This window comes from Cronobacter sakazakii, from assembly GCF_000982825.1.
GTDB lineage: Bacteria > Pseudomonadota > Gammaproteobacteria > Enterobacterales > Enterobacteriaceae > Cronobacter > Cronobacter sakazakii.
Genome location: NZ_CP011047.1, coordinates 370349 through 395255, shown reverse-complemented (window position 1 = coordinate 395255; position 24907 = coordinate 370349). Strand labels below are relative to the sequence as shown.

General features: G+C 54.8%; 24 protein-coding genes and 3 pseudogenes. 17 read left to right on the top strand and 10 right to left on the bottom strand.

Annotated elements, in window-relative coordinates:
• Nucleotides 1–90: 90 nt before the first annotated feature.
• The 6 genes from CSK29544_RS01820 (at nucleotide 91) to CSK29544_RS22250 (ending at nucleotide 3582) form a co-directional block, all read left to right on the top strand.
• Nucleotides 91–693, top strand: coding sequence for a hypothetical protein (locus CSK29544_RS01820; RefSeq protein ID WP_029039481.1), 603 nt, complete (start codon nucleotides 91–93; stop codon nucleotides 691–693).
• A gap of 239 nt (nucleotides 694–932) precedes the next feature.
• Nucleotides 933–1928: a phage capsid protein gene (locus tag CSK29544_RS01815; protein WP_029039480.1), complete on the top strand. Its 996-nt coding sequence runs from the start codon at nucleotides 933–935 to the stop codon at nucleotides 1926–1928.
• Nucleotides 1929–1944: 16 nt separating this feature from the next.
• Nucleotides 1945–2454 (top strand): HNH endonuclease signature motif containing protein, encoded by a 510-nt coding sequence (locus CSK29544_RS01810; RefSeq protein ID WP_029039479.1) that lies wholly within the window; start codon nucleotides 1945–1947, stop codon nucleotides 2452–2454.
• Between the two features lie 18 nt (nucleotides 2455–2472).
• Nucleotides 2473–2898: a hypothetical protein gene (locus CSK29544_RS01805; protein WP_029039478.1), complete on the top strand. Its 426-nt coding sequence runs from the start codon at nucleotides 2473–2475 to the stop codon at nucleotides 2896–2898.
• The gene (locus CSK29544_RS01800; protein WP_029039477.1) at nucleotides 2882–3181 is read left to right on the top strand and encodes a hypothetical protein; all 300 of its coding nucleotides are present in this window, start codon (nucleotides 2882–2884) and stop codon (nucleotides 3179–3181) included. The genes CSK29544_RS01805 and CSK29544_RS01800 overlap by 17 nt, the downstream gene beginning before the upstream one ends.
• On the top strand, nucleotides 3154–3582 hold the full coding sequence (locus CSK29544_RS22250; protein WP_029039476.1) for an endonuclease domain-containing protein: 429 nt from the start codon (nucleotides 3154–3156) through the stop codon (nucleotides 3580–3582). The genes CSK29544_RS01800 and CSK29544_RS22250 overlap by 28 nt, the downstream gene beginning before the upstream one ends.
• Before the next feature lie 42 nt (nucleotides 3583–3624).
• On the opposite strand, the gene CSK29544_RS01790 is transcribed toward CSK29544_RS22250, so the two are convergent.
• Both CSK29544_RS01790 and CSK29544_RS01785 read right to left on the bottom strand, forming a co-directional pair.
• Nucleotides 3625–4410 (bottom strand): AbiTii domain-containing protein, encoded by a 786-nt coding sequence (locus tag CSK29544_RS01790; protein ID WP_242463461.1) that lies wholly within the window; start codon nucleotides 4408–4410, stop codon nucleotides 3625–3627.
• Nucleotides 4411–4454: 44 nt separating this feature from the next.
• A protein-coding gene (locus CSK29544_RS01785) for an IS1-like element IS1B family transposase (RefSeq protein WP_095033700.1) occupies nucleotides 4455–5152 on the bottom strand; the annotation gives its coding sequence in 2 pieces (ribosomal slippage) (nucleotides 4455–4903 and nucleotides 4903–5152; 699 coding nt in all).
• 56 nt (nucleotides 5153–5208) lie between these two features.
• Between CSK29544_RS01785 and dptF the strand changes: the two are divergent.
• The 3 genes and pseudogenes from dptF to CSK29544_RS01770 all read left to right on the top strand — a co-directional run.
• Nucleotides 5209–6465: pseudogene (dptF, locus tag CSK29544_RS01780) on the top strand (DNA phosphorothioation-dependent restriction protein DptF); the annotation flags it as partial.
• Between the two features lie 4 nt (nucleotides 6466–6469).
• The gene (gene dptG, locus CSK29544_RS01775; protein ID WP_029039766.1) at nucleotides 6470–7792 is read left to right on the top strand and encodes a DNA phosphorothioation-dependent restriction protein DptG; all 1323 of its coding nucleotides are present in this window, start codon (nucleotides 6470–6472) and stop codon (nucleotides 7790–7792) included.
• Nucleotides 7773–8141 (top strand): annotated as a pseudogene (locus CSK29544_RS01770) (hypothetical protein); the annotation flags it as partial. The gene dptG and the pseudogene CSK29544_RS01770, both read left to right, overlap by 20 nt.
• On the opposite strand, the gene CSK29544_RS01765 reads toward CSK29544_RS01770, so the two are convergent.
• The 3 genes and pseudogenes from CSK29544_RS01765 to CSK29544_RS01755 form a co-directional block, all read right to left on the bottom strand.
• A protein-coding gene (locus CSK29544_RS01765) for an IS1-like element IS1B family transposase (protein ID WP_095033700.1) occupies nucleotides 8141–8838 on the bottom strand; the annotation gives its coding sequence in 2 pieces (ribosomal slippage) (nucleotides 8141–8589 and nucleotides 8589–8838; 699 coding nt in all). The pseudogene CSK29544_RS01770 and the gene CSK29544_RS01765 sit on opposite strands and share 1 nt — an antisense overlap.
• A 56-nt stretch (nucleotides 8839–8894) precedes the next feature.
• Nucleotides 8895–9905, bottom strand: a pseudogene (locus tag CSK29544_RS01760) (glycerol dehydrogenase); the annotation flags it as partial.
• 195 nt (nucleotides 9906–10100) lie between these two features.
• Nucleotides 10101–10352: a hypothetical protein gene (locus tag CSK29544_RS01755; RefSeq protein ID WP_007889397.1), complete on the bottom strand. Its 252-nt coding sequence runs from the start codon at nucleotides 10350–10352 to the stop codon at nucleotides 10101–10103.
• Between the two features lie 163 nt (nucleotides 10353–10515).
• On the opposite strand from CSK29544_RS01755, the gene CSK29544_RS01750 reads away from it, so the two are divergent.
• The gene (locus CSK29544_RS01750) at nucleotides 10516–11010 is read left to right on the top strand and encodes a DUF2569 domain-containing protein (protein ID WP_007889395.1); all 495 of its coding nucleotides are present in this window, start codon (nucleotides 10516–10518) and stop codon (nucleotides 11008–11010) included.
• A 7-nt stretch (nucleotides 11011–11017) separates the two neighbouring features.
• On the opposite strand, the gene CSK29544_RS01745 is transcribed toward CSK29544_RS01750, so the two are convergent.
• Both CSK29544_RS01745 and CSK29544_RS01740 read right to left on the bottom strand, forming a co-directional pair.
• On the bottom strand, nucleotides 11018–12283 hold the full coding sequence (locus CSK29544_RS01745) for a DUF445 domain-containing protein (protein ID WP_007889392.1): 1266 nt from the start codon (nucleotides 12281–12283) through the stop codon (nucleotides 11018–11020).
• Between the two features lie 53 nt (nucleotides 12284–12336).
• A complete protein-coding gene (locus CSK29544_RS01740) occupies nucleotides 12337–13755 on the bottom strand; it encodes an aminotransferase-like domain-containing protein (protein WP_007889391.1) in 1419 nt (472 codons plus the stop codon).
• Between the two features lie 176 nt (nucleotides 13756–13931).
• On the opposite strand from CSK29544_RS01740, the gene CSK29544_RS22235 reads away from it, so the two are divergent.
• Nucleotides 13932–14096: a DUF1127 domain-containing protein gene (locus CSK29544_RS22235; protein WP_004387107.1), complete on the top strand. Its 165-nt coding sequence runs from the start codon at nucleotides 13932–13934 to the stop codon at nucleotides 14094–14096.
• A 34-nt stretch (nucleotides 14097–14130) separates the two neighbouring features.
• On the opposite strand, the gene symE is transcribed toward CSK29544_RS22235, so the two are convergent.
• Nucleotides 14131–14493, bottom strand: a complete 363-nt coding sequence (gene symE / locus CSK29544_RS01735) for an endoribonuclease SymE (RefSeq protein ID WP_007889390.1) — start codon at nucleotides 14491–14493, stop codon at nucleotides 14131–14133.
• A 137-nt stretch (nucleotides 14494–14630) separates the two neighbouring features.
• Nucleotides 14631–15740 (bottom strand): ABC transporter ATP-binding protein, encoded by a 1110-nt coding sequence (locus tag CSK29544_RS01730; RefSeq protein WP_007889389.1) that lies wholly within the window; start codon nucleotides 15738–15740, stop codon nucleotides 14631–14633.
• A 359-nt stretch (nucleotides 15741–16099) separates the two neighbouring features.
• On the opposite strand from CSK29544_RS01730, the gene CSK29544_RS01725 reads away from it, so the two are divergent.
• From CSK29544_RS01725 to CSK29544_RS01700, 6 genes are all read left to right on the top strand, one after another.
• Nucleotides 16100–17323 (top strand): extracellular solute-binding protein, encoded by a 1224-nt coding sequence (locus tag CSK29544_RS01725; RefSeq protein ID WP_007889385.1) that lies wholly within the window; start codon nucleotides 16100–16102, stop codon nucleotides 17321–17323.
• Nucleotides 17324–17432: 109 nt separating this feature from the next.
• The gene (locus CSK29544_RS01720; protein WP_085958989.1) at nucleotides 17433–18716 is read left to right on the top strand and encodes a carbohydrate ABC transporter permease; all 1284 of its coding nucleotides are present in this window, start codon (nucleotides 17433–17435) and stop codon (nucleotides 18714–18716) included.
• Between the two features lie 9 nt (nucleotides 18717–18725).
• Nucleotides 18726–19577, top strand: coding sequence for a sugar ABC transporter permease (locus tag CSK29544_RS01715; protein ID WP_004387103.1), 852 nt, complete (start codon nucleotides 18726–18728; stop codon nucleotides 19575–19577).
• A 4-nt stretch (nucleotides 19578–19581) separates the two neighbouring features.
• Complete coding sequence (locus CSK29544_RS01710; RefSeq protein WP_007889380.1) at nucleotides 19582–20781, top strand: glycoside hydrolase family 53 protein; 1200 nt, start codon at nucleotides 19582–19584, stop codon at nucleotides 20779–20781.
• Between the two features lie 96 nt (nucleotides 20782–20877).
• Nucleotides 20878–22938 carry a beta-galactosidase gene (locus CSK29544_RS01705; protein WP_007889379.1) on the top strand — a complete coding sequence of 687 codons (2061 nt, stop codon included), beginning with the start codon at nucleotides 20878–20880 and terminating at the stop codon, nucleotides 22936–22938.
• A gap of 69 nt (nucleotides 22939–23007) precedes the next feature.
• Nucleotides 23008–23325, top strand: a complete 318-nt coding sequence (locus CSK29544_RS01700) for a PTS sugar transporter subunit IIB (RefSeq protein WP_007780949.1) — start codon at nucleotides 23008–23010, stop codon at nucleotides 23323–23325.
• A gap of 203 nt (nucleotides 23326–23528) precedes the next feature.
• Here the strand turns inward: CSK29544_RS01700 and CSK29544_RS01695 are convergent, their stop codons facing one another.
• The gene (locus CSK29544_RS01695) at nucleotides 23529–24797 is read right to left on the bottom strand and encodes a maltoporin (protein WP_007889378.1); all 1269 of its coding nucleotides are present in this window, start codon (nucleotides 24795–24797) and stop codon (nucleotides 23529–23531) included.
• Between the last annotated feature and the right edge of the window lie 110 nt (nucleotides 24798–24907).

The following is a 24907-nucleotide window of genomic DNA, read 5'->3' as shown; positions in this document are numbered from 1 at the left end:
GTAGTACCACCCCTTTGTATCAGACCCCTCGCCAGCCCGTTGCTGGTGCGGCTTCCAGAATCCAATTTATACCTATCCGAGACTAATATCATGACCACTGAGAAGTACCACGCCGTTGAGCGTGTCGCTGACGTGCGCCTGGAGTTTGCCCTTCCGCTGAATTCTGAGCGTCGTGAGGCCGAGCTAGTCAACATTTCATTCGGGTATGCACAGGAAGTTATGAGTGCTCCTGAGCAATATCATCCTGCACTGGTTGCCGCTTGTGAAGAGGTTGACCGTGACGCCGCTCGCCAGTACGTGGCCGCAGCGGGTTATGTTGACCCGTTCCCGTGGAGAGCATATGAGATCCTTCTCGCGCCAGATTGTCATCCTGCAAACAACGTGAAAGCTGCGCAACGTCTGGCTGACATGCTGGCCAGGAATGTTCCGTCTGTGGAGCAACTGGAAGTGCTGTTGCGCGTGGCTAAGTCCAAAGGGTACAAACCAAAGGCTGGTGCTGGCGACGCACGCGAGGCTTTTCTTCGAGCCAAGGAGAAGCGCGAAAGTGCTGCACGTAAAGCTAAGGCTGAGCTGACCGAGGCTGTCAAAGACGAGGTGCGTGAGCGCCTGCTGAAAGGCCAGACCCAGCGCTATATCATGGATAAGCTGGGAGTGGCTAAAGGCACTGTCCAGCGTATCAAAGCATCCCTGTAAATACTGGGCTGTGCGGGGGCTTGGTCCACGCACCCTGTACCCTTGTCTAGAACGCTTGGACCATATCCCTTCTGAGGCCGGAGCTGGCGCGGTTCTCAGCGCTGCAAAATTAGCAGTCTCTGCCCTGATTTTCGTTCCCCCTGATTTTATCCCTTGAATCCTGCCACTGCGGGAGGATTACGCACGCCTGCATCATGACGATGGCGCGGGCTTCATCAACCTACGTAGGAGTTTTGTTTATGGCTGATACTTCGTACAGTCCCGATCTGTTTCGCCCACATTATGGCGGGGTGGAATCCGACAATGATATTCACATCGAGGCTTATGACCGGGACGTTCAGACTCGTTTAGAGTCCAAATCCGTATTTCTGGCAGAGGGGCTGTCTACATACAGGCCGCTGAAAGCCAGCAACCAATACCGCATTGATCGCCTGAGTGGTGATCTGGAGGTGAAGGGCAGAACCGCAGGGCAATCGCTGGAGCCTACCGCTGTTAAGTCGGATAAGCTGATTATCTCTGTGGATACGCTGAGCTATATCCGCATTCCGATTGACTATCAGGACGACTGGACAGCGCCCACCTTTCGCGCAGAGCTGAGCCGCAATATGGGTACTGCTCACGCTAAATTCTACGACGAAGCGCACACCATCCAGCTAATCAAAGCGACTGACTTTGTACCGCCGCCGACACTGCAACCAACGTTTAACCCACTAACGGATAACGTTGTATCGCTCGACCTGACAGCGGGGAGCGAAGAGGACGCCGCAAACGAATTGGCTCACGCCGTAAAAGCGGCTGCTAATCGCTTTCTCACTGAGAAAGATATTCCGGTGGCCGAGCTGGTACTGCTTATCGACCCGGCTTGGTTCAGCATCCTGATGGAACATAAGAAGCTGATGAACGTCCGTTACAGCCGGGATAGTGGCAACGATTACGCATGGCGTCGAGTTGGCTATGTCGCTGGGGTACGAGTCATTGAGCTGAATAGTTACCCGCAGGAAGCCATTACCGGGCATGAACTGGGCGCTGATTATGATGTTACCGCAGAGGAAGCTATGACGAGGGCGACGCTGTTTAAACCTTCCTCTGTGCTGCTGACGGTCGAAGCGCAGAGTGTCATCAATCGCCAGTGGGATGATGAACGCGAAATGACAATGGTGATGGACTCATATCGCCTGTTCAATGTTGGGCTGCGCCGCCCGGACTGCGTTATCAATTTCCGACAAGCTGCATAACTGGAGGGGCTGAGTCATGGTTAATGATGCTTACGCCCCTGAGCTGTTGCGATCCCTTTTCCTGTATGACCCGGTGACAGGTCGCTTGTGCCATAAAGCTAACCGACGCCGGGTTAAGGCTGGCTCCTATGCTGACTCCACCCGGCGAGCTGATGGCTATCGTCAAGTTGCCCTGCGGCTCGATGGTAAACAGTATCAGCTTAAAGCCCATCGCGTGGCTTGGATTCTGGAGCATGGCGCTATTCCTGATGGTCTGCAAGTTGACCACATCAATGGTATCCGTGAGGACAACCGTCTATGCAATCTGCGTTTGGTTACGCAGCGGGAAAACGACCAGAACCGACGCAAGGCAAGGGGGTATGGCTGGAATAAGGGCTGTAGCAAATGGGAGGCTTACATACGCGTTGACGGTGTACGCCATCACCTTGGCTTATTCACATCCGAAGCGGCGGCGCGTGCTGCGTACCTGAAAGCTAAAGCCAGATACCATCCCTCAACACCAGCCGATTTGTTGCAGGCTGCCTAATCCCCGGAGGTTCCATTAATGGCTGATGAAAAGCCGATTAAACCGCTGGCATGTGATGACCCACGCCGCCAGCGGTACGCCGAACTTTTGGCGCAAGCTGACCGCATGACTATTCCCCGGCTGCATCCGGGCGATGCTAACAGTGTTATGAGCCAACTTGCGACGATGCTTGGCGCACCTGTCCCGATAGTCGGCGCTATGACGGAGCATGCCGCTGTATGGCGAGCCTGTCTTCTGGAGCAAGGACTTGGTGATCTTCTGGATGACTTGAGTAAGCAGGTGCTGACCGTCTTCTTTCTGCTTTGCTGGAGAGACAGCGCCTTGCGATTGGCGGGTAAGCAAAAGGAACGGCTTACAGCGGCCAGCGAGGGTTTGACCATTGAGCAACACCGGGCAATGCACCCGGCTTACAGAGAGAATAAAGAAGATGATAAACACGATTAAATTAAGGTGGCGGTACATCGAGCCACCGCCAATGGCTGGCGCACTCGCTGACCTGAAACAGTGGATAATGGATACCGGAGAGCCTGAGCTTGAAGCTGAATTTCGTATGCTGCTGGGGCTGATGCGCCGCAATGGTATCAGTGACGAACGTGTTAATGCGATGGCCGTCGAGCTTTATGCTCTGGTATGCCAACGTCAGCGCGAAGAATACGAAGCCTGCAAGAGGGCTGCCTCTGACAATGGAGACTTTGAATCATGGTTACACGGACAGACCAACTACTAAGAAAAATGATGCGGGGCTATTTGGAACACCTCGGCAACATGCCGTTGGCAGAACGGATTACAAATGCTGCTACATTCGAAGATGTTTATCGCTTTCTGTTGAATGGTTCCGGGCGGCTGGGGTTGCGCCGCGCTGATGTGGCCGCTGTTCGTGTCTTCCTCTGGAATTATCAATACCGACGCTGTGCGGTGACAGGTAAGCCGCTGCGCCTTACGTCTGCCGTGCTAGATCACTGCCACCGAACCGGGCGCGTGCGTGCTGTGGTGCATCGTTCCGCGAATGCTGCTGAGGGAGGCTATCACGTTGGGCGTTGGTGCGGACTACCACCTGCCAGTATGGATATGATGCTAAGTTGTTATAGGGAACATTACAAAGGCCTCGGCATTATTTATCCGAAATAACGGGGCAATTATGCCCCATGTTTTAACCTGCGGGAGTCTCGGTCAGACAGGGATATTAAAGTAAGCGCAAATTGCATTCGTCAGCAGAGCCGGGGCTGCTGTACCTGCAATTTTGAGGCTGCCAGAGTACGCCTTACCTATCATTGACCCGACCCAGTTACCAATCTTCCCACCAAGGTTATTTGATGATGTTGGAGCTGAGGATTGATCTATTGCTAGTTTCAAATCCCGAATATCATTATCTTCGATGCCGTATTCTTTAAGCTGGCGCTCAAGGGAGTTGAAATCACCTGCTGTGATGGTATTTTGCTGATGAATATCGCCAGTATTCCCAGCTCCGATTGCGCCTGAGTTATTAACATGTCCATTGAAGTTATTGATATTGTTTACCGTCATGCCTACCGCCTCTTGTTTTTCTTCAGGAGAAAACAACAATCCCTCACCTAAAATATTTTTACTTTCAAGTAGTAACGCCCAGTCAAGGACTTTTGATTTAATGTGAGAGAGTATTTTTGTTATTTGTGCTGGGTTGATAACCCAAGACATGCTGTACTCGCAACCCGCCATTTTTTGTAAAAAATCTGCCATAAAAGCTGGTAGCTCACTGTAAAGCGTGTCTTCCTTTTTTGCATATTCAATTAACATTGATACAGGATTGCTTATGCGTATAGTCGTAAGTGATTTGTAAAGCTCTTTGTCTTCAACGTTTCCAAGTTGATAGGGGATCCAACCTACATAAGGGTTGAAGGCTTTTACTGGCGCATTGGTGATTATTCGATAATCTGGAACTTGATCTAACCGTGGATAACCGTTTAATTCGTGCTCCAGCCATTCTGAAATATCTTGTAGCCCGAGCTGGTAATGACTCCAACTTATTGATAGTGTTTTATGTTCAGATAATGCCCGATGACTTTGTCATGCAGCTCCACCGATTTTGAGAACGACAGCGACTTCCGTCCCAGCCGTGCCAGGTGCTGCCTCAGATTCAGGTTATGCCGCTCAATTCGCTGCGTATATCGCTTGCTGATTACGTGCAGCTTTCCCTTCAGGCGGGATTCATACAGCGGCCAGCCATCCGTCATCCATATCACCACGTCAAAGGGTGACAGCAGGCTCATAAGACGCCCCAGCGTCGCCATAGTGCGTTCACCGAATACGTGCGCAACAACCGTCTTCCGGAGCCTGTCATACGCGTAAAACAGCCAGCGCTGGCGCGATTTAGCCCCGACGTATCCCCACTGTTCGTCCATTTCCGCGCAGACGATGACGTCACTGCCCGGCTGTATGCGCGAGGTTACCGACTGCGGCCTGAGTTTTTTAAATGGCGGAAAATCGTGTTGAGGCCAACGCCCATAATGCGGGCGGTTGCCCGGCATCCAACGCCATTCATGGCCATATCAATGATTTTCTGGTGCGTACCGGGTTGAGAAGCGGTGTAAGTGAACTGCAGTTGCCATGTTTTACGGCAGTGAGAGCAGAGATAGCGCTGATGTCCGGCGGTGCTTTTGCCGTTACGCACCACCCCGTCAGTAGCTGAACAGGAGGGACAGCTGATAGAAACAGAAGCCACTGGAGCACCTCAAAAACACCATCATACACTAAATCAGTAAGTTGGCAGCATCACCGCTTGCTAATTTTGCCAGAGAAGGCGCTGAGTGCCATCAGGCGCTGCGTTTAGTGATCGACGCATTCCTGGCGAAACAGCAGGAGTGTAGTGGACCTATTTGTATTGGTGATTGCACGTTTTTTGATTTCGAACATTATCAAAAATTCAAGTTTGACGCAGAGCGGGAATATTCTCCTTTTATCAAAAAATTATTAAATAACTTAACGAATAATGATGATAAAAATCTGTTTTACACGATTTATCAACGTGATGAAACGCTTGGTAATGATTTGAAAATTATTGCTAACTTTAAAATGCTATGTATGCCCGGCGTTCAGCATGTTTTAATTACTCAGCTTTTTAAAGCCCGGTTAATAAAAGATCAATTTGTTACAACAAGAGCATTATTGGATTTTTTACATCACTTATTGACCGGGCCTGGGTATCTTTTTGATAATCTTTTTAATAGCTTTGAAAATGATTTAATAAAAAAAATTTCTGATTTCGATCCTGCCAGACTGCATACATACGAAATCGATCAATTTATTTTGCGCTATGAGCTTGGATTAGTTGATCCGGAGCTGGATGCTTTTCTGGGAACACTTAAGCAGTTACATCTTACTTTTGATCGCCAAAGCGTTAAGCCGGGAGATGCAGCCTCATTAATCCGACTCTTCTGGCTTTTGCAACACGAGTCATTGGGAAATAATTATCACCATAAATTCTTGGCGTTTTTTAAAGAATCATTATTCGAACATTATTCAGAGATTTGGCATCTGCATAAAAACTATACAGCAGATCTGGAACAGAAAAGATTACTTAACCGGTTCTATTCTTTAGAACTTATAGCGGGTATACAGCGCTACGCGAACCGCAGAGCTCCTGAATTGAGCACACAAAAAGAAGAATTCTTTTTGGGCGAATTTGGAGGTGTTAAAATCACCGCGCCAGTTGCACTGAAACCTGATTGGGATGCCATTTTCAAGAAAAATACAGCCCATCCGACCTGTTTTGACATTTATTTAAAGGTGGGCCAAAAATCACTGGAGCCTGTTCGTATCGGCCTTAATTTATTTGAGTTATTGCACAAACTGAATAACGGGTATCGTCCGAATAAATATGATAAAAGTGCAATTGTACTATTGGATGAAATTGTTGAACTGATCGTTGAAAAGGCTAAATCCAGTAGTGAAATCAAATTTTATGATGGCGTACAGCGGGTATACAGCGCGAGGGCGGACGACGACATGATCACTATTAGTGGCATGGAGGGATAACATCATGAATTCTATTGCAGAAAAGTTAAAAGTGGGTAATAACCAACTTGATAGTTATTTACCAGTACGTAATAAAAACAATAATATTAACTGGCAAATTGTAACTGGTCTGGTACTGAGTTATGCCCTGAAGCGCAAAATCGATGCTTATAATATTGAGCAATTTCGTGAGGACTGTAAAACTCACCTGCAATCATTAATCGATGAGCCAGCTTTCTGGCCGGTGCTAGAGCGAATGTATTTCTCCAGTCAGGACATCTTTCGAGTCTCTCCACTTTTTTTGTTGTTCCATGCTCAATTTGATGCGGAAAAGATAAACGCAGGCTCCATGGCAGATAAACGTCTTGGAACGCTGTTTGCTAACCTGATGAGGGGGTTTAGCTTAACTTACCCGATACAGGACAAGCTTAACTTTATCGAACAGCAAATGTTGAACAAGCTTAATGAGAAGGTAAAGGTGCTAGGAGAAGGTCCGTTTGCCGAAGAACAACCTTACCTGCCCTATATGGTAACCTGCTTCCAGTCCGATCTGGCCTTTCTGGCCGATCATCCCCAGTATCTTTTGCAGGAGTTGACCAATACCCTGCGTTTGTATGCTTTTAGCTGGTGTGCTCAACTGGCGCTCAATGTGGACAATTGGAAGGACGGCGAGCCGCAAAGTAAGTCGCTTTTTTTTATACTTGATACCGAAAAAGCCAGCTCTGAACGGGACCAGATAAAACGCTTCGGCTATAAGTGGTTTGCCAGCCAAAGTGAAAAGCTTTTTCCAATACTGTCCGCGCTGGAGGTTTTGCAATGGGGCAAAGGTTCGAAAAAACGTCCACTGTGGCAGGTCTATCAGGATGCCCTGAATGAGTCCGATCCTACTTCACAGACATTAAATAAACTTAACAATTATTTGCAGGAATTTATTGAGGATCGCCAACTCCCTTCCCGCGATCGCGCGACAAATCTTGAAGATGCTTTCAAACAGTTGTTATCTGTTGCCGTTGAACAATTTCAGGGTAAGAAATCCGAACGTGCATCGGTAAACCGAAAATATATCAACGAACTTGAAAACCAGATTTGTACCGACTTCATCCAGGTACGTGGCCGGGCGGGGAAAGTGCTGGTGCTGAATCAGGATCGGTTATTGTTACTGACCAACCTAACCATAGGTAAAAGCAAAAAACTCCGGTTGCATGAACTACTGAGCGGTTTTAAGCAACGCGGATTTTATCTGGATAATCAGTCTACACAAATGTTGGTAGCGTTTTATGAACGCATGGGGAATGTGGAGCGAATGAGTGACAGTGGAGACGCCGTATATGTCCGTAAAACAGTATGAAACCTATCTGGCGGAAACTTTCATTGAATGGGTTGGTGGCATCATCCAGCCTGGTGAACGCTACCAGTTCAAATCTCCAGATCCTGACAACGCCTTAAAACTCTGGAAGGCTTTCGACTCATTGGCTGATGGAAATACGATAGAGATTGCGCCGGAACAGCATCTTTCTTACGTATCATGTAATGGTATCCAGCTTATTCCGGTATTGCACGGTAATACTACGCCTGCATTTACGGAAAACTATATTTCCCATTTACGCGATCAGGTTTCCGGTCGCAATGGCGTTTTTGCCCAGACGGCATTGTTGATTATCCATAACAGCATGCTGGATACGGTAATGACTCCAACTTATTGATAGTGTTTTATGTTCAGATAATGCCCGATGACTTTGTCATGCAGCTCCACCGATTTTGAGAACGACAGCGACTTCCGTCCCAGCCGTGCCAGGTGCTGCCTCAGATTCAGGTTATGCCGCTCAATTCGCTGCGTATATCGCTTGCTGATTACGTGCAGCTTTCCCTTCAGGCGGGATTCATACAGCGGCCAGCCATCCGTCATCCATATCACCACGTCAAAGGGTGACAGCAGGCTCATAAGACGCCCCAGCGTCGCCATAGTGCGTTCACCGAATACGTGCGCAACAACCGTCTTCCGGAGCCTGTCATACGCGTAAAACAGCCAGCGCTGGCGCGATTTAGCCCCGACGTATCCCCACTGTTCGTCCATTTCCGCGCAGACGATGACGTCACTGCCCGGCTGTATGCGCGAGGTTACCGACTGCGGCCTGAGTTTTTTAAATGGCGGAAAATCGTGTTGAGGCCAACGCCCATAATGCGGGCGGTTGCCCGGCATCCAACGCCATTCATGGCCATATCAATGATTTTCTGGTGCGTACCGGGTTGAGAAGCGGTGTAAGTGAACTGCAGTTGCCATGTTTTACGGCAGTGAGAGCAGAGATAGCGCTGATGTCCGGCGGTGCTTTTGCCGTTACGCACCACCCCGTCAGTAGCTGAACAGGAGGGACAGCTGATAGAAACAGAAGCCACTGGAGCACCTCAAAAACACCATCATACACTAAATCAGTAAGTTGGCAGCATCACCTGTGAATGGTTTCGCCCTCTGCGCACGCCGCCTGCGCCACCAGGCGCATTTTGGTTTGCACATCCTCTTTAATATCCAGTTGCGCGAGCGTGATGGGCAGCCCGACGCTGTGGCAAAGCGCGGCAACCGTTTCGATCTCTTCTGACGGCGCATTTTCCAGCACCAACTGGGTGAGCGTGCCGAAGGCGACTTTCTCGCCATGATAGTAATGATGCGCATCCGGAATGGCGGTCAGCCCGTTGTGGATGGCATGGGCCGCGGCCAGGCCGCCGCTCTCAAAGCCCACGCCGCTCAGGTACGTGTTGGCTTCGATAATGCGCTCAAGCGCCGGGGTGACGACGTGCTGTTCGGCGGCCAGCATCGCTTTTTCTCCCTGCTCAAGCAGCGTGTTGTAGCACAGCTCGGCAAGCGCCAGCGCGGCCTGGGTGCATTTGCCGCCCGCCATGGTGGTGGCACCGCTACGCGAGCAGGCGCGCGCTTCAAACCAGGTGGCCAGCGCATCGCCAATGCCGGACGCCAGCAGGCGCGCCGGGGCCCCCGCGACAACCTGCGTGTCGACGATAACAATATTCGGGTTGTGCGGCAGCATCAGGTAGCGGTCGAACTCGCCGCTGTCGGTATAAATCACCGAAAGCGCGCTGCACGGCGCGTCGGTGGAAGCGATGGTCGGCGCGATAGCGACCGGCACCGCCATAAAGTGCGCCAGCGCTTTTGCGGTATCGAGCGTTTTACCGCCGCCGATGCCCAGCACAGCGGTACAGCTGGCGCTGTCGGCGAGCTTACGCAGGCGGTCGATTTCATTTTGCGAGCATTCGCCGCCAAACGGCGCGATTTCGACGCTAAGCTCCGCCTGTTTAAAGCTCTGGCGCAGCGTCTCCTCTGCAAAACCGAGCACGAATTTATCCCCGACGACCAGCCAGCGTTCAGCCAGCGGCTTTAAATAGTCGCCGATGCGGGAGAGCACGCCCGCGCCCTGAATGTATTTACCGGGTGACTGAATAATGCGATCCATAACATTCCTCCTTCAAGAGTGAGTTAACCTGCTGTGTTTCCTTGTCTTGCTCAGACTTCTCAATCTCTGACTCTACTGCCGGGGGCGTGCGCATTTATTGCGCTATATCTATAGGAGGCGCAATAGAGACTATACCAGGTCCATTTCACTTCGGCTCTGGACGCTAATAGCGTCAGAATGCTGAATTCAGCCTCGTTAATTATTATTGTTTTCCCTTAATAACTGGTGACCTTGTTCTGATACGCGGTAACGGGGCTTCGAAGCGTTTTCGATATACACAGCCTCAACCATTCCATTATTCACAAGGCCGGTAACAATATTCGCAACATTGCTAAACCCTTCAATGCCACGAATGGCAAGCGTGCGATCCAGCATTATCCACGTCCAGTCGGTCTCTTTTTCAGCCATGACTCTCAGGACATTAAATTCCGTATTGGTTATTTTCATTTCAGTGCGCCCGGATGGAATTAAACACGCTCTTTTAACACTGCGCGACGTCAGACCATGAATCAATTCCCTTCGCCACGCCCTCCGCTTGCGTTATGCTGCCTGTGATATTTCATCATTACTTCGCAATTTTTAATTTAAGTGAAATTAACAGGGAAAGAAAATGAAGTGCATCCAGTGCAATGAAAACGAGCCGAACAAAGAGTCGGGGTTATGTCACGCTTGCGAAAAAGCGGAAGCCAGTAAAATTAACGGGTTACTGTACTTGCCAGCCGCCGGGCTTATTTTCAGCCTGATCTTTCTGCCGGTAGAGTTTTTTGATCTGGTCAGTGCGATAAGCGCGTACTTCAGCCGCTCGGGCATTATTACGTGGTATGCCGCAGGCGCGGTGGTGCTGTTAGTGGCGCTTATTGGCATCACGGCGTATGCAAGCTGGCATTTCTTTCGGCGTAAGCGGCACACGCCCCGCGCGATGGTTATCTACTATCTGGCGGGGGTGGTAAGCGCGCTGTGGTTCGCTGTGCTGCCGGTGAGCCTGTTTGGCGCGAGCTGGGATAACAGCAGCATTCGCAGCGTCCTGTCAGCGTTTATCGGCGTCACATGCTGGCTTCCGTACTTTTTAAAATCCCGGCGCATCGCGCAGGTGTTTGTACGGTAATAACGGCTCAGAGCAGGCGGGGTATCTGCGACAACAGATACAGCACCAGCCCGATGGTGCCGCCGACCAGCGTGCCGTTGATGCGGATAAACTGTAAGTCTTTGCCGATGTTGAGCTCTATCTGCTGCGACATCTCGCGCGCGTCCCAGCTTTTTACCGTGTCGCTGATATGGCGCGTCAGGAACGTGGCGAACTCGGGCGCGACGGTGGTCGCGGCCTGTTCGAGATGTTCGTTGAACGAGGCGCGCAGGGCGCTGTCGGCCATCAGCGATTCGCCGAACCACTGCCCGGCATCGGCGATCCGCTGGCGGGTGCGGGAATCCTCCGCCTGCATGTCGTTCTTCAGCCAGCCGCGCACATCGCCCCACAGCTCCGCCAGGTAGCGGTTAAACGCCTCGTCCTCTTTCAGATACGCCTTAATGCCGTCGGCGCGCTCGGCCATCTCCGGGTCGCTTTTCAGCTTCTCGATGAAATCCACGGTAATGCGGTCAAAGGCCAGACGCAACTGGTGCGCCTGGTCGTGGCTGATGTCATCAAGCATGGAATTGACGGCGCTGGAGACCAACTCGGCGCTGTGTTCGCCAAGCCACTCGGTAGGCAGGATTTTCGCTTTACGCGGGTGCTCGGTCTTCAGCCAGTGGACAATCTGGCGGGCGATAAAATCACGCGTGCTCTGCTTCTGCACCAGGCGAATCAGTCTGCCGATAAGCGCATCCAGCAGCACCTGATGACGGTTGTTTTTGGTCATGCTCTCCAGCATCAGCGCGCTGGTCTGGGTGAGATCGACCTTATCAATCGCCTTGTGTACGGCGCGTTTTAATAACCCCTGAATACGGCTGTCGTCGGTGAGTTCCAAAAAACCGCTCATCACCTGCACCAGGTTCTGGCCCACGCGCTGCGCGTTGGCGGGCTGACTGAGCCACTGGCCGAGCAGTTGCGCCGGTTCGTGGCGGCGGATCAGCGCGATCAGCGAGTTGGTATCGAGGAATTTCTCCTGCACAAACTGCCCGAGGTTTTCGCCGATGCGGTCTTTTTTACGGGGAATAATCGCGGTGTGGCGCGAGATAAAAGGAATAGGCACACGGCGAAACAGCGCCACCACGGCGAACCAGTCCGCCAGCGCGCCCACCATCGCGGCTTCCGCGATAGCCTTAACGCCGCTGACCCAGAAACCGGGCGGCAAAAATAACGTGGTGACAAATGTCGCCGCCGCCGTCAGCAGCAGGCCTAGCGCCAGACGCTTGGCGCGCTTTAATTCAGCTAATTTTTCCATGCGTTAAGCATATAACCCATGCGGCGGTTGCGACAGGGGATAACTCCGGAGTCTCAGCTCTCTTCCATGGCGTGATGCAGCGCTTCGCCAATCTGTTGCAGCGCCTCACGGTAATGCTCGCTGGCAGGCAACGCGCAGTTGATGCGCAGGCAGTTGCGGTATTTGCCCGAGGCGGAAAAGAGCGAGCCGGGGGCGACACGAATTTCAAGGCGCGTTAACTGACGCGCCACACAGACAATATCGACGCTCTCCGGCAGTTCTATCCAGAGCATAAACCCGCCTTTAGGGCGCGTGACGCAGATGCCGCGCGGGAAATATTCACGCACCCAGCAGGTGTAGGTCTCCATCTGGCGCTGATAGTGCTGGCGCATCCGGCGCAGGTGACGGTGATAGTGGCCGTCGCGGATAAACGCCGCTACCGCGAGCTGCGTGGCAGGCACGTTGGTGCCGCTGGCGGCGTATTTCATCTGCAGCACACGCTCGTGATAACGCCCCGGCGCTATCCAGCCCACCCGCAGGCCGGGGGCGAGCGTTTTCGTCACCGAGCTGCACAGTATGACGCGCCCGTCGATATCCCAGGATTTGATGGTGCGGGGACGCGGGTATTCGGTTGCCAGCTCGCCATAGATATCGTCTTCAAAAAGGATAATGTCGTGGCGCTGGGCCAGCGCCAGCACCGCGCGCTTGCGAGCATCGGGCATGATAAAGCCGAGCGGGTTATTGCAGTTCGGCACCAGGATCACGCCTTTAATCGGCCACTGCTCCAGCGCCAGCTCAAGCGCTTCGACGCTGATGCCGGTCTGCGAATCGGTCGGGATCTCAATGGCTTTGATATCGAGGCTTCGCAGCAGCTGCATGGTGCCGTAGTAACAGGGCGATTCCACAGCGACGATATCGCCGGGCTTGCAGACGGCCAGCAGAGCGACAGAGAGCGCATTGTGGCAGCCGCTGGTGATGATGAGCTCGTCGGCGCTGATGTTCGCGCCGCCATCCAGCATCAGGCGGGCTACCTGCTGGCGCAGTTCCGGGCGGCCCGCCAGGTCGTCATAGCTAAAGACATCTAGCTGATTGTGTTGCACCACGCGGCTCATCTCGCGCCAGAGCGGCTTAAGCGTAGGGTGGTTGATATCCGGCGCGCCGCCGCCGAATGTGGTCAGGCTTTTATTGCCGCGCCCGTCGAGGAGCGTCATCACTTCATCCCACTGCGTCACCTCGACCGGGCGCTGTACCGGGCGCGTCATCGCAGGCACCGGCGGCTGCATTTTACGCGGCGCGACAAAATACCCCGAGCGCGGGCGCGGCACAATAAGCTGCTGATTCTCCAGCACCAGATACGCCTGCTGCACGGTGCTGATGCTGACGCCATGCTCCTGGCTCAGGCTGCGCACCGACGGCAGTCTTTCACCGTGGCGATAAAGGCCCTGTTCGATACGCTCCGCCAGCAGGCAGGCGAGGTGCTGATAACGCGTCATGCTGTATGCTCCATTAATACAGTACAGATCACAAAACCGGTACAGATAACGGCACAATACGCCTTTCAGCCGCATCTGTCGCGCTTCTGTATGGTTAACAAATAGATTTTGTGAATCTGTATTGTTACCGGCGATCCCGGCCATCATAAGGCTCAGCCTGATACAGGAGAGCGACGATGGAATTTCACGAGAACCGACCCCGCAGACCATTTATCGGCTTCATACTGATCTGGCGCGCCTGGAAAGCCTGGCGGCTGCGCGCGCAGACCCGAAAAGTGCTCAGCAGAATGAACGAGGCGCAGCTGCGCGACGTCGGGCTGCGACGCGACGATACGTATTAAACCCCGGCGCGGGCGGCGTGTTGCCCGCGCGCATTCACACTTTCTTTTTACGCTTGCCGGCGATGACCTCGATGAACTCCTGCACCTGTTGTTGCTTGCGCACCGACAGCTTGCAGACGCGGCGCAGGGATCTCAACAGCGGCGGATCTTCCGGCTCCGGCGCGCGCGCCGTAATGACAATACAGCCGGGCATCACCCGCACATCTGCATCGGTGCCGGTAGGGAAACCGGCTTCCTCCAGCCATTTGCCGCGAAGCGTCAGCGCGGCAAGGCTCACGCCGTCATGAAAGCGGCTGGCGTAGCTCACGCGGATGCGGCGCAGCTCGGTCAGCGCGGCGGGCGCGGGTAACGCCAGCGCCTCGGGTAAAACTTCAGGGAGCACGGATAATGTCGACATAGTTCCTCCTTAAACGGCAGCAAAGCCAGCCTGCAAAATACTGGTATTATATACAGCGATTAGGGGAAGGAACCTTTGTGAAATCCGAAAAGCGGCGGGAAAATCGTCGGCCCGCCCTGGACCGACGCAGGAGAACATTAATGCGCGTGCGGGACGTCCGTTTCGGCGCTGATGCGCAGGCCGTCGGCGTCAAACACCATACAGTCGCGCGGGTTAAAGCCCACTTCCACCGCCTGCCACGGGCTGAAATGCACGTCGCCCGGTAGCAGAATTTTCACGTTGTCATGCCCGTAACACTGGCCAAACAGGTACGTGTTGTTGCCAAGGCGCTCCACCACTTCGCAGTTAAAGGTTAACGAGGCTTCCGTCTGCGCGCCGGTGGAGAGATGCTCCGGGCGAATACCCAGCGTCACCGCATCGCCTTGCTTCAGCGGCGCGGTGTGAATGGCGAGCCGCAGCGTTTTGCCCTGCGAGAGCGTGACGTCCAGCGCGCCTTCTTCCCAGCGCGCCACGGTGGCTGGCAGGAAATTCATCTTCGGCGAGCCGATAAACCCGGCCACGAATTTATTCACCGGGTTGTAGTAAAGCGCCATCGGTGAGCCCATCTGCTCCACCTTGCCGTAATTCATCACCACGATTTTATCGGCGAGCGTCATCGCCTCGACCTGATCGTGCGTGACATACACCATCGTGGTTTTCAGCTCCTGGTGGAGCCTCGCGATATGCAGACGCATCTCAACGCGCAGTTCAGCGTCAAGGTTCGAGAGCGGCTCGTCGAACATAAACACCTGCGGGTTACGCACAATCGCGCGGCCAATCGCCACGCGCTGGCGCTGGCCGCCGGAGAGCTGTTTGGGTTTGCGGTCCAGCAGGTGCGAGAGTTGCAGCGTTTTCGCCACCATCTCCACCTGATGACGGATCTGATCTTTCGGCACTTTATTGACCTTCAGCCCGTAGCCCATGTTCTCCGCCACCGTCATGTGCGGGTAGAGCGCGTAGGACTGAAAAACCATCGCCACGCCGCGGTGCGCGGGCGCGACATCGTTCATCACCTCATCGCCAATCAGCACCTCGCCGTCGCTCACCTCTTCAAGGCCCGCGATCATGCGCAGCAGCGTGGACTTTCCGCAGCCGGACGGCCCGACGAACACCGCAAATTCGCCGTCGGCAATATCGAGATTGATATTGTGCAGGGTTTCGGTTTTCCCGAACCGTTTGGTGACATTCCTCAGTCTTATGCTGGACATCAGGGTTCCTCGAAAGTGTAAGCCGTGGTGGCCGCGGGCGTTTCTGACGGGCGCTGAACCTTATTTTGTATTACGTGTAACAATTCAGCGGAGTGATACGCAACGGCTTTAAATCAGTGTCATGACTATAACTTCCCCGGATTTCGCCCCCTATCGCCGGTTTTCATTTCTGTAACGACGATCACACAACGCACAGTTTTTTGTAGAGTTATCAGGGTTGGCAGCGTAGCGTATAACAAAATGGAAACGCGCTGAGTGGGCTTTCGCAGGCTGCGTGGTTACAGCGGTTGAGTTTTAAAACAGAAGCGAAGCACCAAATAAAAACGACTTAATTGTTATACCTTCACATGAGGTTGATAATGAAAAAGAACATCCTTACCGCCCTGGTTCTCTCCGCCCTGATGGTCAGCGCTGGTGCCAGCGCGGCGACCCGACAGCTTAACGTGTGGGAAGACATTAAAAAATCCGCCGGAATTAAGGATGCCGTGGCGGCTTTTGAAAAGCAGTACGACGTGAAAGTGAACATGCAGGAGATGCCGTTCGCCCAACAGCTGGAAAAACTGCGTCTCGACGGCCCGGCGGGGATCGGCCCGGATGTGCTGGTGATCCCAAACGATCAGCTGGGCGGCGCGGTGGTGCAGGGGCTGCTATCGCCGCTGACGCTTGATAAAGCGCAGACCGACGCCTTTACGCCATCTTCCATTGCGGCGTTCCGCATGGATAACGCCCAGTACGGCGTGCCGAAAGCCGTTGAAACGCTGGTGCTTATCTACAACAAAGATCTGGTGGAAAAGCCGTTCGACAGCCTGCAGGCCTGGTATGACTTCTCCAAAGCGCAGCGCGCGAAAAACCAGTACGGCCTGCTCGCCAAGTTTGACCAGATTTACTACAGCTGGGGCGCTATCGGCCCGATGGGCGGCTACATCTTCGGGAAAAACGACAAAGGCGGCTTTAACCCGCTGGATGTCGGCCTCAACAAGCCCGGCGCGGTGGAAGCCGTCACCTTCCTGAAAAAATTCTATGCCGACGGCGTCTTCCCGGCCGGGATCATCGGCGATAACGGCCTGAACGCCATCGATTCGCTGTTTACCGAGAAAAAAGCGGCGGCGGTGATTAACGGCCCGTGGGCGTTCCAGCCTTACGAAGCCGCAGGCATTAACTACGGCGTGGCGCCGCTGCCGACGCTGCCGGACGGCAAACCGATGAGCTCGTTCCTCGGCGTGAAAGGCTACGTGGTTTCCACCTGGAGCAAAGACAAAGCCCTGGCGCAGCAGTTTATTGAGTTCATCAACCAGCCGCAGTATGTGAAAACGCGCTACATCGCGACCCGCGAGATCCCGCCGCTGGTGGCGCTGATGGACGATCCGGTAATTAAAGGCGACCAGAAAGCGAGTGCGGTGGCCGTACAGGCGGCACGCGCCAGCGCGATGCCGGGCATTCCTGAAATGGGCGAAGTGTGGGCGCCTGCCAACGCGGCGCTGGAGCTGAGCGTCACCGGCAAGCAGGAGCCGAAAACCGCGCTCGATAACGCGGTGAAACAGATAACCATGCAGATCGAAGCGATGCAGGCCAGTAATCAGTAAGCCGTACCCGGCGGCGTCTGCGGGCGTCGCCGGATGAACCGTTAAAAGCGGGAGGGGCGCCTCCCGTTTTCAGAAGGAGCCGTGTGTGATTATCAGTCCCAGCGAAAAGATGCCCGTTGCCCGAGGGGCGGGCCGACACGCCTGGTGCGCGCTGCTCTGCGCTCTGTTGCCGGGCGTGGGCCAGTTTTATAACCGTCAGTGGCTAAAAGGCGTCACCTTTCTGGTGTTGCTCGCAAGCTTTCTCGGGGTGTTTCACGATTTCCTGCGTGTGGGGCTGTGGGGGCTTTATACGCTCGGTGAAGAGGTGCCGCGCGACAACTCCATCTTCCTGCTGGCAGAAGGGATTCTGAGCCTGCTGGTGGTGGGCTTTGGGCTGACGGTCTATTACTTCTCGCTGCGCGACGCGTGGGTGAACGGCAAGCGCCGCGACGAAGGGCTGACGCTTAACAGCGTGCGTAAACAGTACCAGCTGCTGCTCTCGGACGGCTTTCCGTATCTGATGATTGCGCCCGGCTTTATTCTGCTGGTGTTCCTGGTCGTATTCCCGATCCTTTTTGGTTTCGCCATCGCGTTCACCAACTACAACCTCTACCACACGCCGCCTGCGAAGCTAGTGGACTGGGTGGGGCTTAAGAATTTCGTCAATATTTTCACGCTCTCCATCTGGCGCTCGACATTCTTTGACGTGTTGCAGTGGACGGTGGTCTGGACCCTGCTCGCCACCACATTCCAGTGCACCGTGGGCGTGCTGCTGGCGATTCTGGTGAACCAGAAAGATCTGCGCTTTAAGCCGCTTATCCGCACCATTTTCATTCTGCCGTGGGCGGTGCCGGGCTTTGTCACCATTCTGGTGTTCGCCGGGATGTTTAACGACAGCTTCGGGGTGATTAACAACGCGATCCTGGCGTTCTTCAACATCGCGCCGAAACCCTGGATGACCGATCCGTTCTGGACCAAAACCGCGCTCATCGTGATGCAGACGTGGCTTGGCTTCCCGTTTGTCTTCGCGATGACCACCGGCGTGCTGCAGGCGATCCCGGATGATTTGTATGAGGCCGCGAAAATGGATGGGGCCAGCACCTGGACGCGCCTGCGCACCATTACGCTGCCGCTGGTGCTCTACGCGATTGCGCCCATCATCATCACGCAATACACGTTCAACTTTAACAACTTCAACATCATCTACCTGTTTAACAACGGCGGGCCTGCGGTGGCCGGCTCCAACGCGGGCGGCACCGATATTCTGGTCTCGTGGATCTACAAGCTGACGATGTCTTCGTCCCAGTACGCCATCGCCGCGACGATAACCATTCTGCTCTCCATTTTTGTGGTGGGGCTGGCGCTGTGGCAGTTCCGCGCCACGAAGTCGTTCAAAAATGACGAGACGGCATAAGGAGACACCATGGCTAAAAGACAAAGCATGAAACAGGAAAAGTGGCTGCGGCTCTCGCTGTCGTGGCTGCTGATCCTGACGGTCAGCACGATCATTATTTATCCGCTGATCTGGACGGTAGGCGCGTCGCTGAACGCGGGCAACAGCCTGCTCAGCAGCTCGATAATTCCGGAAAACCTCTCGTTCCAGCACTACGCCGATCTCTTCAACGGCCAGGTGAATTACGTCACCTGGTACTGGAACTCGATGAAAATCAGCTTCCTGACGATGGTGCTGACGTTAATCAGCGTCAGCTTCACCGCCTATGCGTTCTCGCGCTTTCGCTTTAAGGGCCGCCAGAACGGGCTGATGCTGTTCCTGCTGTTGCAGATGATCCCGCAGTTTTCCGCGCTGATCGCCATTTTCGTGCTCTCGCAGCTGCTCGGGCTGATTAACAGCCACCTGGCGCTGGTGCTGATTTACGTCGCCGGGATGATCCCGATGAACACGTACCTGATGAAAGGCTATCTGGACGCTATTCCGAAAGACCTCGACGAATCCGCGCGCATGGACGGCGCCAGCAACTTCCGGATTTTCATCGAAATCATCATGCCGCTCTCTAAACCGATTGTGGCGGTGGTGGCGCTGTTCTCTTTTACCGGGCCGCTCGGGGATTTCATTCTCTCCAGCACCATTCTGCGCACGCCGGATAAATACACGCTGCCGATTGGGCTTTATAACCTGGTCGCGCAGAAGATGGGCGCGAGCTACACCACCTACGCCGCGGGCGCGGTGCTGATTGCGGTGCCGGTCGCGATTCTCTATCTGGCCTTACAAAAATACTTCGTCTCCGGTCTGACCTCCGGCAGTACCAAAGGATAATCTGATGAAACTGTGTAAACCCGCACTGCTTGCTGTCTCGCTGGCCTGCTGTTTTTCCGCTTTCGCCGCCAACATGACGCAGATAACGCCAAAGCCGCTTAACCTCCCGGCGAATTTTATCAAAGGTGCGGATATCTCCACACTGCCGGAGCTGGAGCGCCAGGGCGCGAAGTTCTACGACGCTGACCACAAGCAACAGGACGCGCTGACCATTTTGCGCGAGAACGGCGTGAACTACGTGCGCCTGCGCCTGTGGGTTGACCCGAAAGACAGCGCGGGCGCGCCTTACGGCGGCGGCACCAACGATCTCGCCACCACGCTTGCGCTGGCAAAACGCGTGAAAGCGCAGGGGATGCGCCTGCTGCTCGATTTCCACTACAGCGATTTCTGGACCGACCCCGGCAAGCAGTTCAAGCCGAAAGCCTGGGAAAACCAGAACTACGACCAGCTCAAAACCACGATCCACGACTACACCCGCGACACCATCGCCGAATTCAAAAAGGCGGGCGTGCTGCCGGATATGGTGCAGATCGGCAATGAAATTAACGGCGGCATTCTGTGGCCGGAAGGCAAAAGCTGGGGGCAGGGCGGCGGCGAGTTTGATCGTCTCGCCGGGCTGCTGAACGCTGCTATCAGCGGCCTGCGCGAAAACCTGACCCAGGGCGAGCAGGTGAAAATCATGCTGCATCTGGCCGAAGGCACCAAAAACGACACCTTCCGCTGGTGGTTCGATGAAATCACCAAACGCCAGGTGCCGTTCGATGTCATTGGTCTTTCCATGTACACCTACTGGAACGGCCCCATCAGCGCGCTGAAAGCCAACATGGACGACATTAGCAAGCGCTACAACAAAGATGTGATTGTGGTGGAAGCCGCCTATGCGTACACGCTGGAGAACTGCGACAACGCCGAAAACAGCTTCCAGCAGAAAGAGGAAAAAGAGGGCGGCTACCCGGCGACGGTGCAGGGCCAGTACGACTACGTGCATGACCTGATGCAGAGCGTGGCGAACGTCGAAAACCATCGCGGCAAAGGCATTTTTTACTGGGAGCCGGCCTGGATTGCCGTACCGGGGAACACCTGGGCGACGCCTGCGGGCATGAAATATATCCATGACGAATGGAAAACCGGCAACGCCCGCGAAAACCAGGCGTTTTTCGATTGCCACGGCAACGTGCTGCCATCGGTAAAAGTCTTTAATTAATCCTTTTATTCCATTTATACCCTGATGCTTTCACCTGGCAGGCCGCGCGCCCGCCGGGTGACGCCGGACGGGTATGCCGTATCAGGAAGCCTGTAAATGAACAAATTTGCGCCTTTAAGTCCGAAGGTCAGCGCCCTTTTGCACGGTGCGGACTATAACCCGGAGCAGTGGGAGAACTACCCCGGCACGGTAGAGAGCGATATCGCCATGATGCAGCAGGCGAAATGCAACGTGATGTCGGTGGGCATTTTTAGCTGGGCGAAACTGGAGCCTGAAGAGGGCGTGTTTCGCTTCGAGTGGCTAGACGAGATTATCGACAAGCTGTATCAGGGCGGCATTCACGTGTTTCTCGCCACGCCGAGCGGCGCGCGTCCGGCCTGGATGTCGCAGAAGTATCCGCAGGTGCTGCGCGTCGGGCGCGACCGCGTTCCGGCGCTGCATGGCGGCCGCCACAACCACTGCATGAGTTCGCCGGTCTATCGCGACAAAACCGCCACCATCAATCGCCTGCTGGCGGAGCGTTACGCGCACCATCCGGCGGTGCTCGGCTGGCATATCTCCAACGAATATGGCGGCGAGTGTCATTGCGATTTGTGCCAGGAGAATTTCCGCGGCTGGCTGAAAGCGCGCTACGGCACGCTCGATAAACTCAACGAGGCGTGGTGGAGCACCTTCTGGAGCCATACCTTTACCGACTGGTCGCAGATTGAATCCCCGGCGCCGCAGGGCGAAAACTCTATTCACGGTCTGAATCTCGACTGGCGGCGCTTTAATACCGCGCAGGTCACTGATTTCTGCCGTCACGAACTGGCCCCGCTGAAGGCGGTGAACCCGGAATTACCGGCCACCACCAACTTCATGGAGTATTTCTACGATTACGACTACTGGCAGCTCGCCGAACCGCTCGACTTTATCTCCTGGGACAGCTACCCGATGTGGCACCGCGATAAAGACGAAACCGAGCTTGCCTGCTACACCGCGATGTACCACGACCTGATGCGCACCTTAAAGCACGGCAAACCGTTTGTGCTGATGGAATCAACGCCGGGAACCACCAACTGGCAGCCCACCAGCAAGCTGAAAAAGCCGGGCATGCATATTCTCTCTTCGCTCCAGGCGGTGGCGCACGGCGCGGATTCGGTGCAGTACTTCCAGTGGCGCAAGAGCCGCGGCTCGGTGGAGAAATTCCACGGCGCGGTGGTGGATCACGTCGGTCATATCGACACCCGCATCGGGCGCGAAGTGGCGCAGCTTGGCGATATCTTAAGCCAGCTTGATCCGGTGGTCGGCGCGCGCGTGGACGCGCAGGTGGCGGTGATTTTCGACTGGGAAAGCCGCTGGGCGATGGATGACGCGCAGGGGCCGCGCAACCTGGGGCTGGAGTATGAAAAGACCGTCGCCGAGCACTACCGGCCGTTCTGGGAGCAGGGGATCGCGGTCGATATCATTAACGCCGACGCCGATCTGAGCGGCTATAAACTGGTTATCGCGCCGATGCTCTACATGGTGCGCGACGGGTTTGCGCAGCGCGCCGAAGCCTTTGTCGAACAGGGCGGCCACTTCGTGACCACCTACTGGAGCGGCATCGTCAACGAGACCGATCTTTGCCATCTCGGCGGTTTCCCCGGCCCGCTGCGTAAGCTGCTGGGCATCTGGGCGGAAGAGATTGACTGCCTTGCCGACGGCGAACGCAACCTGATTCAGGGGCTCGCGGGCAACGAGGCGGGCTTGCAGGGACCGTATCAGGTGCGCCATCTGTGCGATCTCATCCACACCGAAGGCGCGACGGCGCTCGCCACCTATCGCGACGATTTCTATGCCGGACGCGCGGCGGTGACGGTGAACGCGTTTGGCGCGGGCAAAGCCTGGTATGTGGCCTCGCGTAACGATCTCGCCTTCCAGCGCGATTTCTTCGGCAACATCATTAACGAGCTGGCGCTTGCGCGCGCGCTGGCGGCGGATTTCCCGCCGGGCGTCACCGCGCATGCCCGCCACGATGGCGAATCCGCGTTTATCTTCGTTGAAAACTACACCGGCGCGCCGCAGTCGGTGACGCTGCCGGAGGGCTGCGCCGATATGCTGACCGGCGACGCGCTGAGCGGCAGGCTGTCGCTCGCCCCCTGGGGCTGTCGCATTCTGCGCCGCCGCCTCGCCTGAGTTGTTCCCTGCGCGCCCGTTCACCCGAACGGGCGCTTTTTTATTATCTGGTCTGAAAAAGGAGCCGCTATGGTTAGCCTGAAATCGTTTCTGCACCACGTCACCCGCCCGCAGCCCGCCACTACCCAGACGTTAACCGAAGAGGAGCGCGAGCAGATCGCGCGTCTGGTGGCGGATTTCGGCGGGCAGGAGAATATTGAGAGCGTGGACGCCTGCATGACGCGTCTGCGCGTCAAAGTCAAAGAGCTGACCCGCGTTGATACCGAGGCGTTGCAGTCGGAAGGGGCATTAGGCGTGATTATTCTCGGCCAGGAAGTCCATGCGATTTTCGGCAAGCAATCCGACGCGCTGCGCAAACTGCTGGATGAGCGTTTCAGAAACGCGTGATAAAAAAGCGGGATAACCCTGCATAAAAGGTTATCCCGCAAAAGGCAACGAGGGTGCATCAGCGGCAGTGACGCCTTGATGGCAGTGCCATCACTCAGAGATACAACGCTTACTCTGCGTGTCTGCATCAGACAACGCTGCGGGCAGCGGTTTCGGGCCGCCGCCCGCACAGCCTGACGCGTGTTAGCGCCAGGGACTGCTTCTTACCACCAGGCTTCGACCTGAACACCGAAGTTCCAGGTGTCGTCCGCCGTGCCGTCCTGCAGGGATTTACCGTTCTGTGAATCGTTCAGATAAGAGGCAAACACGCGCAGTTCCGGGCGTGACATAAATTCCGGGCCATCGGCGAGGCCGAGTGCGATAGTGTATTTTTCGCCGCTCTGCTTGTAATCCGTGCCGTTGTTATAGGTGTCCTTCTGCCAGAATCCGCCCACTTCCCCGATGAGGCGCACATACTGCGTGAACTGGTACTGACCACGGCCTACCAGCGAGAGCAGGCGCGATTTATCGGTCGTGGCGGTGATGTCTTCCGCCGAGCCCCAGGTCAGCACATGGTTAAACGAGAACTTGTCGGTGATCGGAATCAGACCGGTGTTGATCACGCGATAGCCGGTGGCGTCGTTAACGTAGTTCCACATGTCATACCAGCCGCCGCCCTGCGACACCATGTTCTGCGCGAGGCCCTTGTTGGCGTACTGCAATACCAGTTTGTTATAGCCGCCGAGCATGTCCTGGCTGATTTCACCGGTCAGCATCACGCCGTTGTCGGCTTCATACAGCCCGCCGTACTCTTTCTGTTTGTCGGTTGGGTTTGGCATGGCGTAATCGATGCCAAATTCCGTCCAGGCGCCTGTCCACGGCTTCCAGCCTGCGTAACGCAGATCCAGATAGTTGATGTTCACATCGTTATCGCCATCGACGCGGTAGTCGAGATCGTTGGCGTCGCCGCGGATCCACGCGAAGGAGATCGCGCCCGGGCCTAAGGTGTAGTTTTCGATCCCGGCACCAGAGCCGGAGATGTTCCAGTATTTGGTATCGATGATGTGCAGATCGTGGCGCTGGTAGTAGCGCTTGCCGCCCCAGATAACCGCGTTCGGATCGCCCGGGATCAACCCTTTAATTTGCAGGTTTAACTGGCGCAGGCCGAACTGGGCATCGTCGTTAAGCGTGCTTTCGTTATCGTTAGAGCCGTCGGACACCATGCTGACCATGCTGTCGACATAAAAGCTGACTTCGTCTTTTTTGTAGACTTCAGAGCCCAGCTCCACTTCGCCATAGGTGTCGGTTTCGTTACCCAGACGCCCCAGCTTGTTTTTCTGCCACTCTTCCTGGCCACCATCCTGCGAGACGCCCACGCCGCCACGCAAATAGCCATGAAAATCAATAGGTACAGAAGATGAAGCGGCCAGCAGACAAGGTGAAGTCAGCGCGGCAGCTAACGCAACGGCCACTGTGCGTAGCGTAGTGTTCATAGTAACCTCTTTTATTGTTTTGTATTACGTTCACATAACCGAGGCCATAAAACGCCTTTGCAGAATTTCAGGCAATTTTGATCTTAATTAATTGTGACTCAGTGCAAATA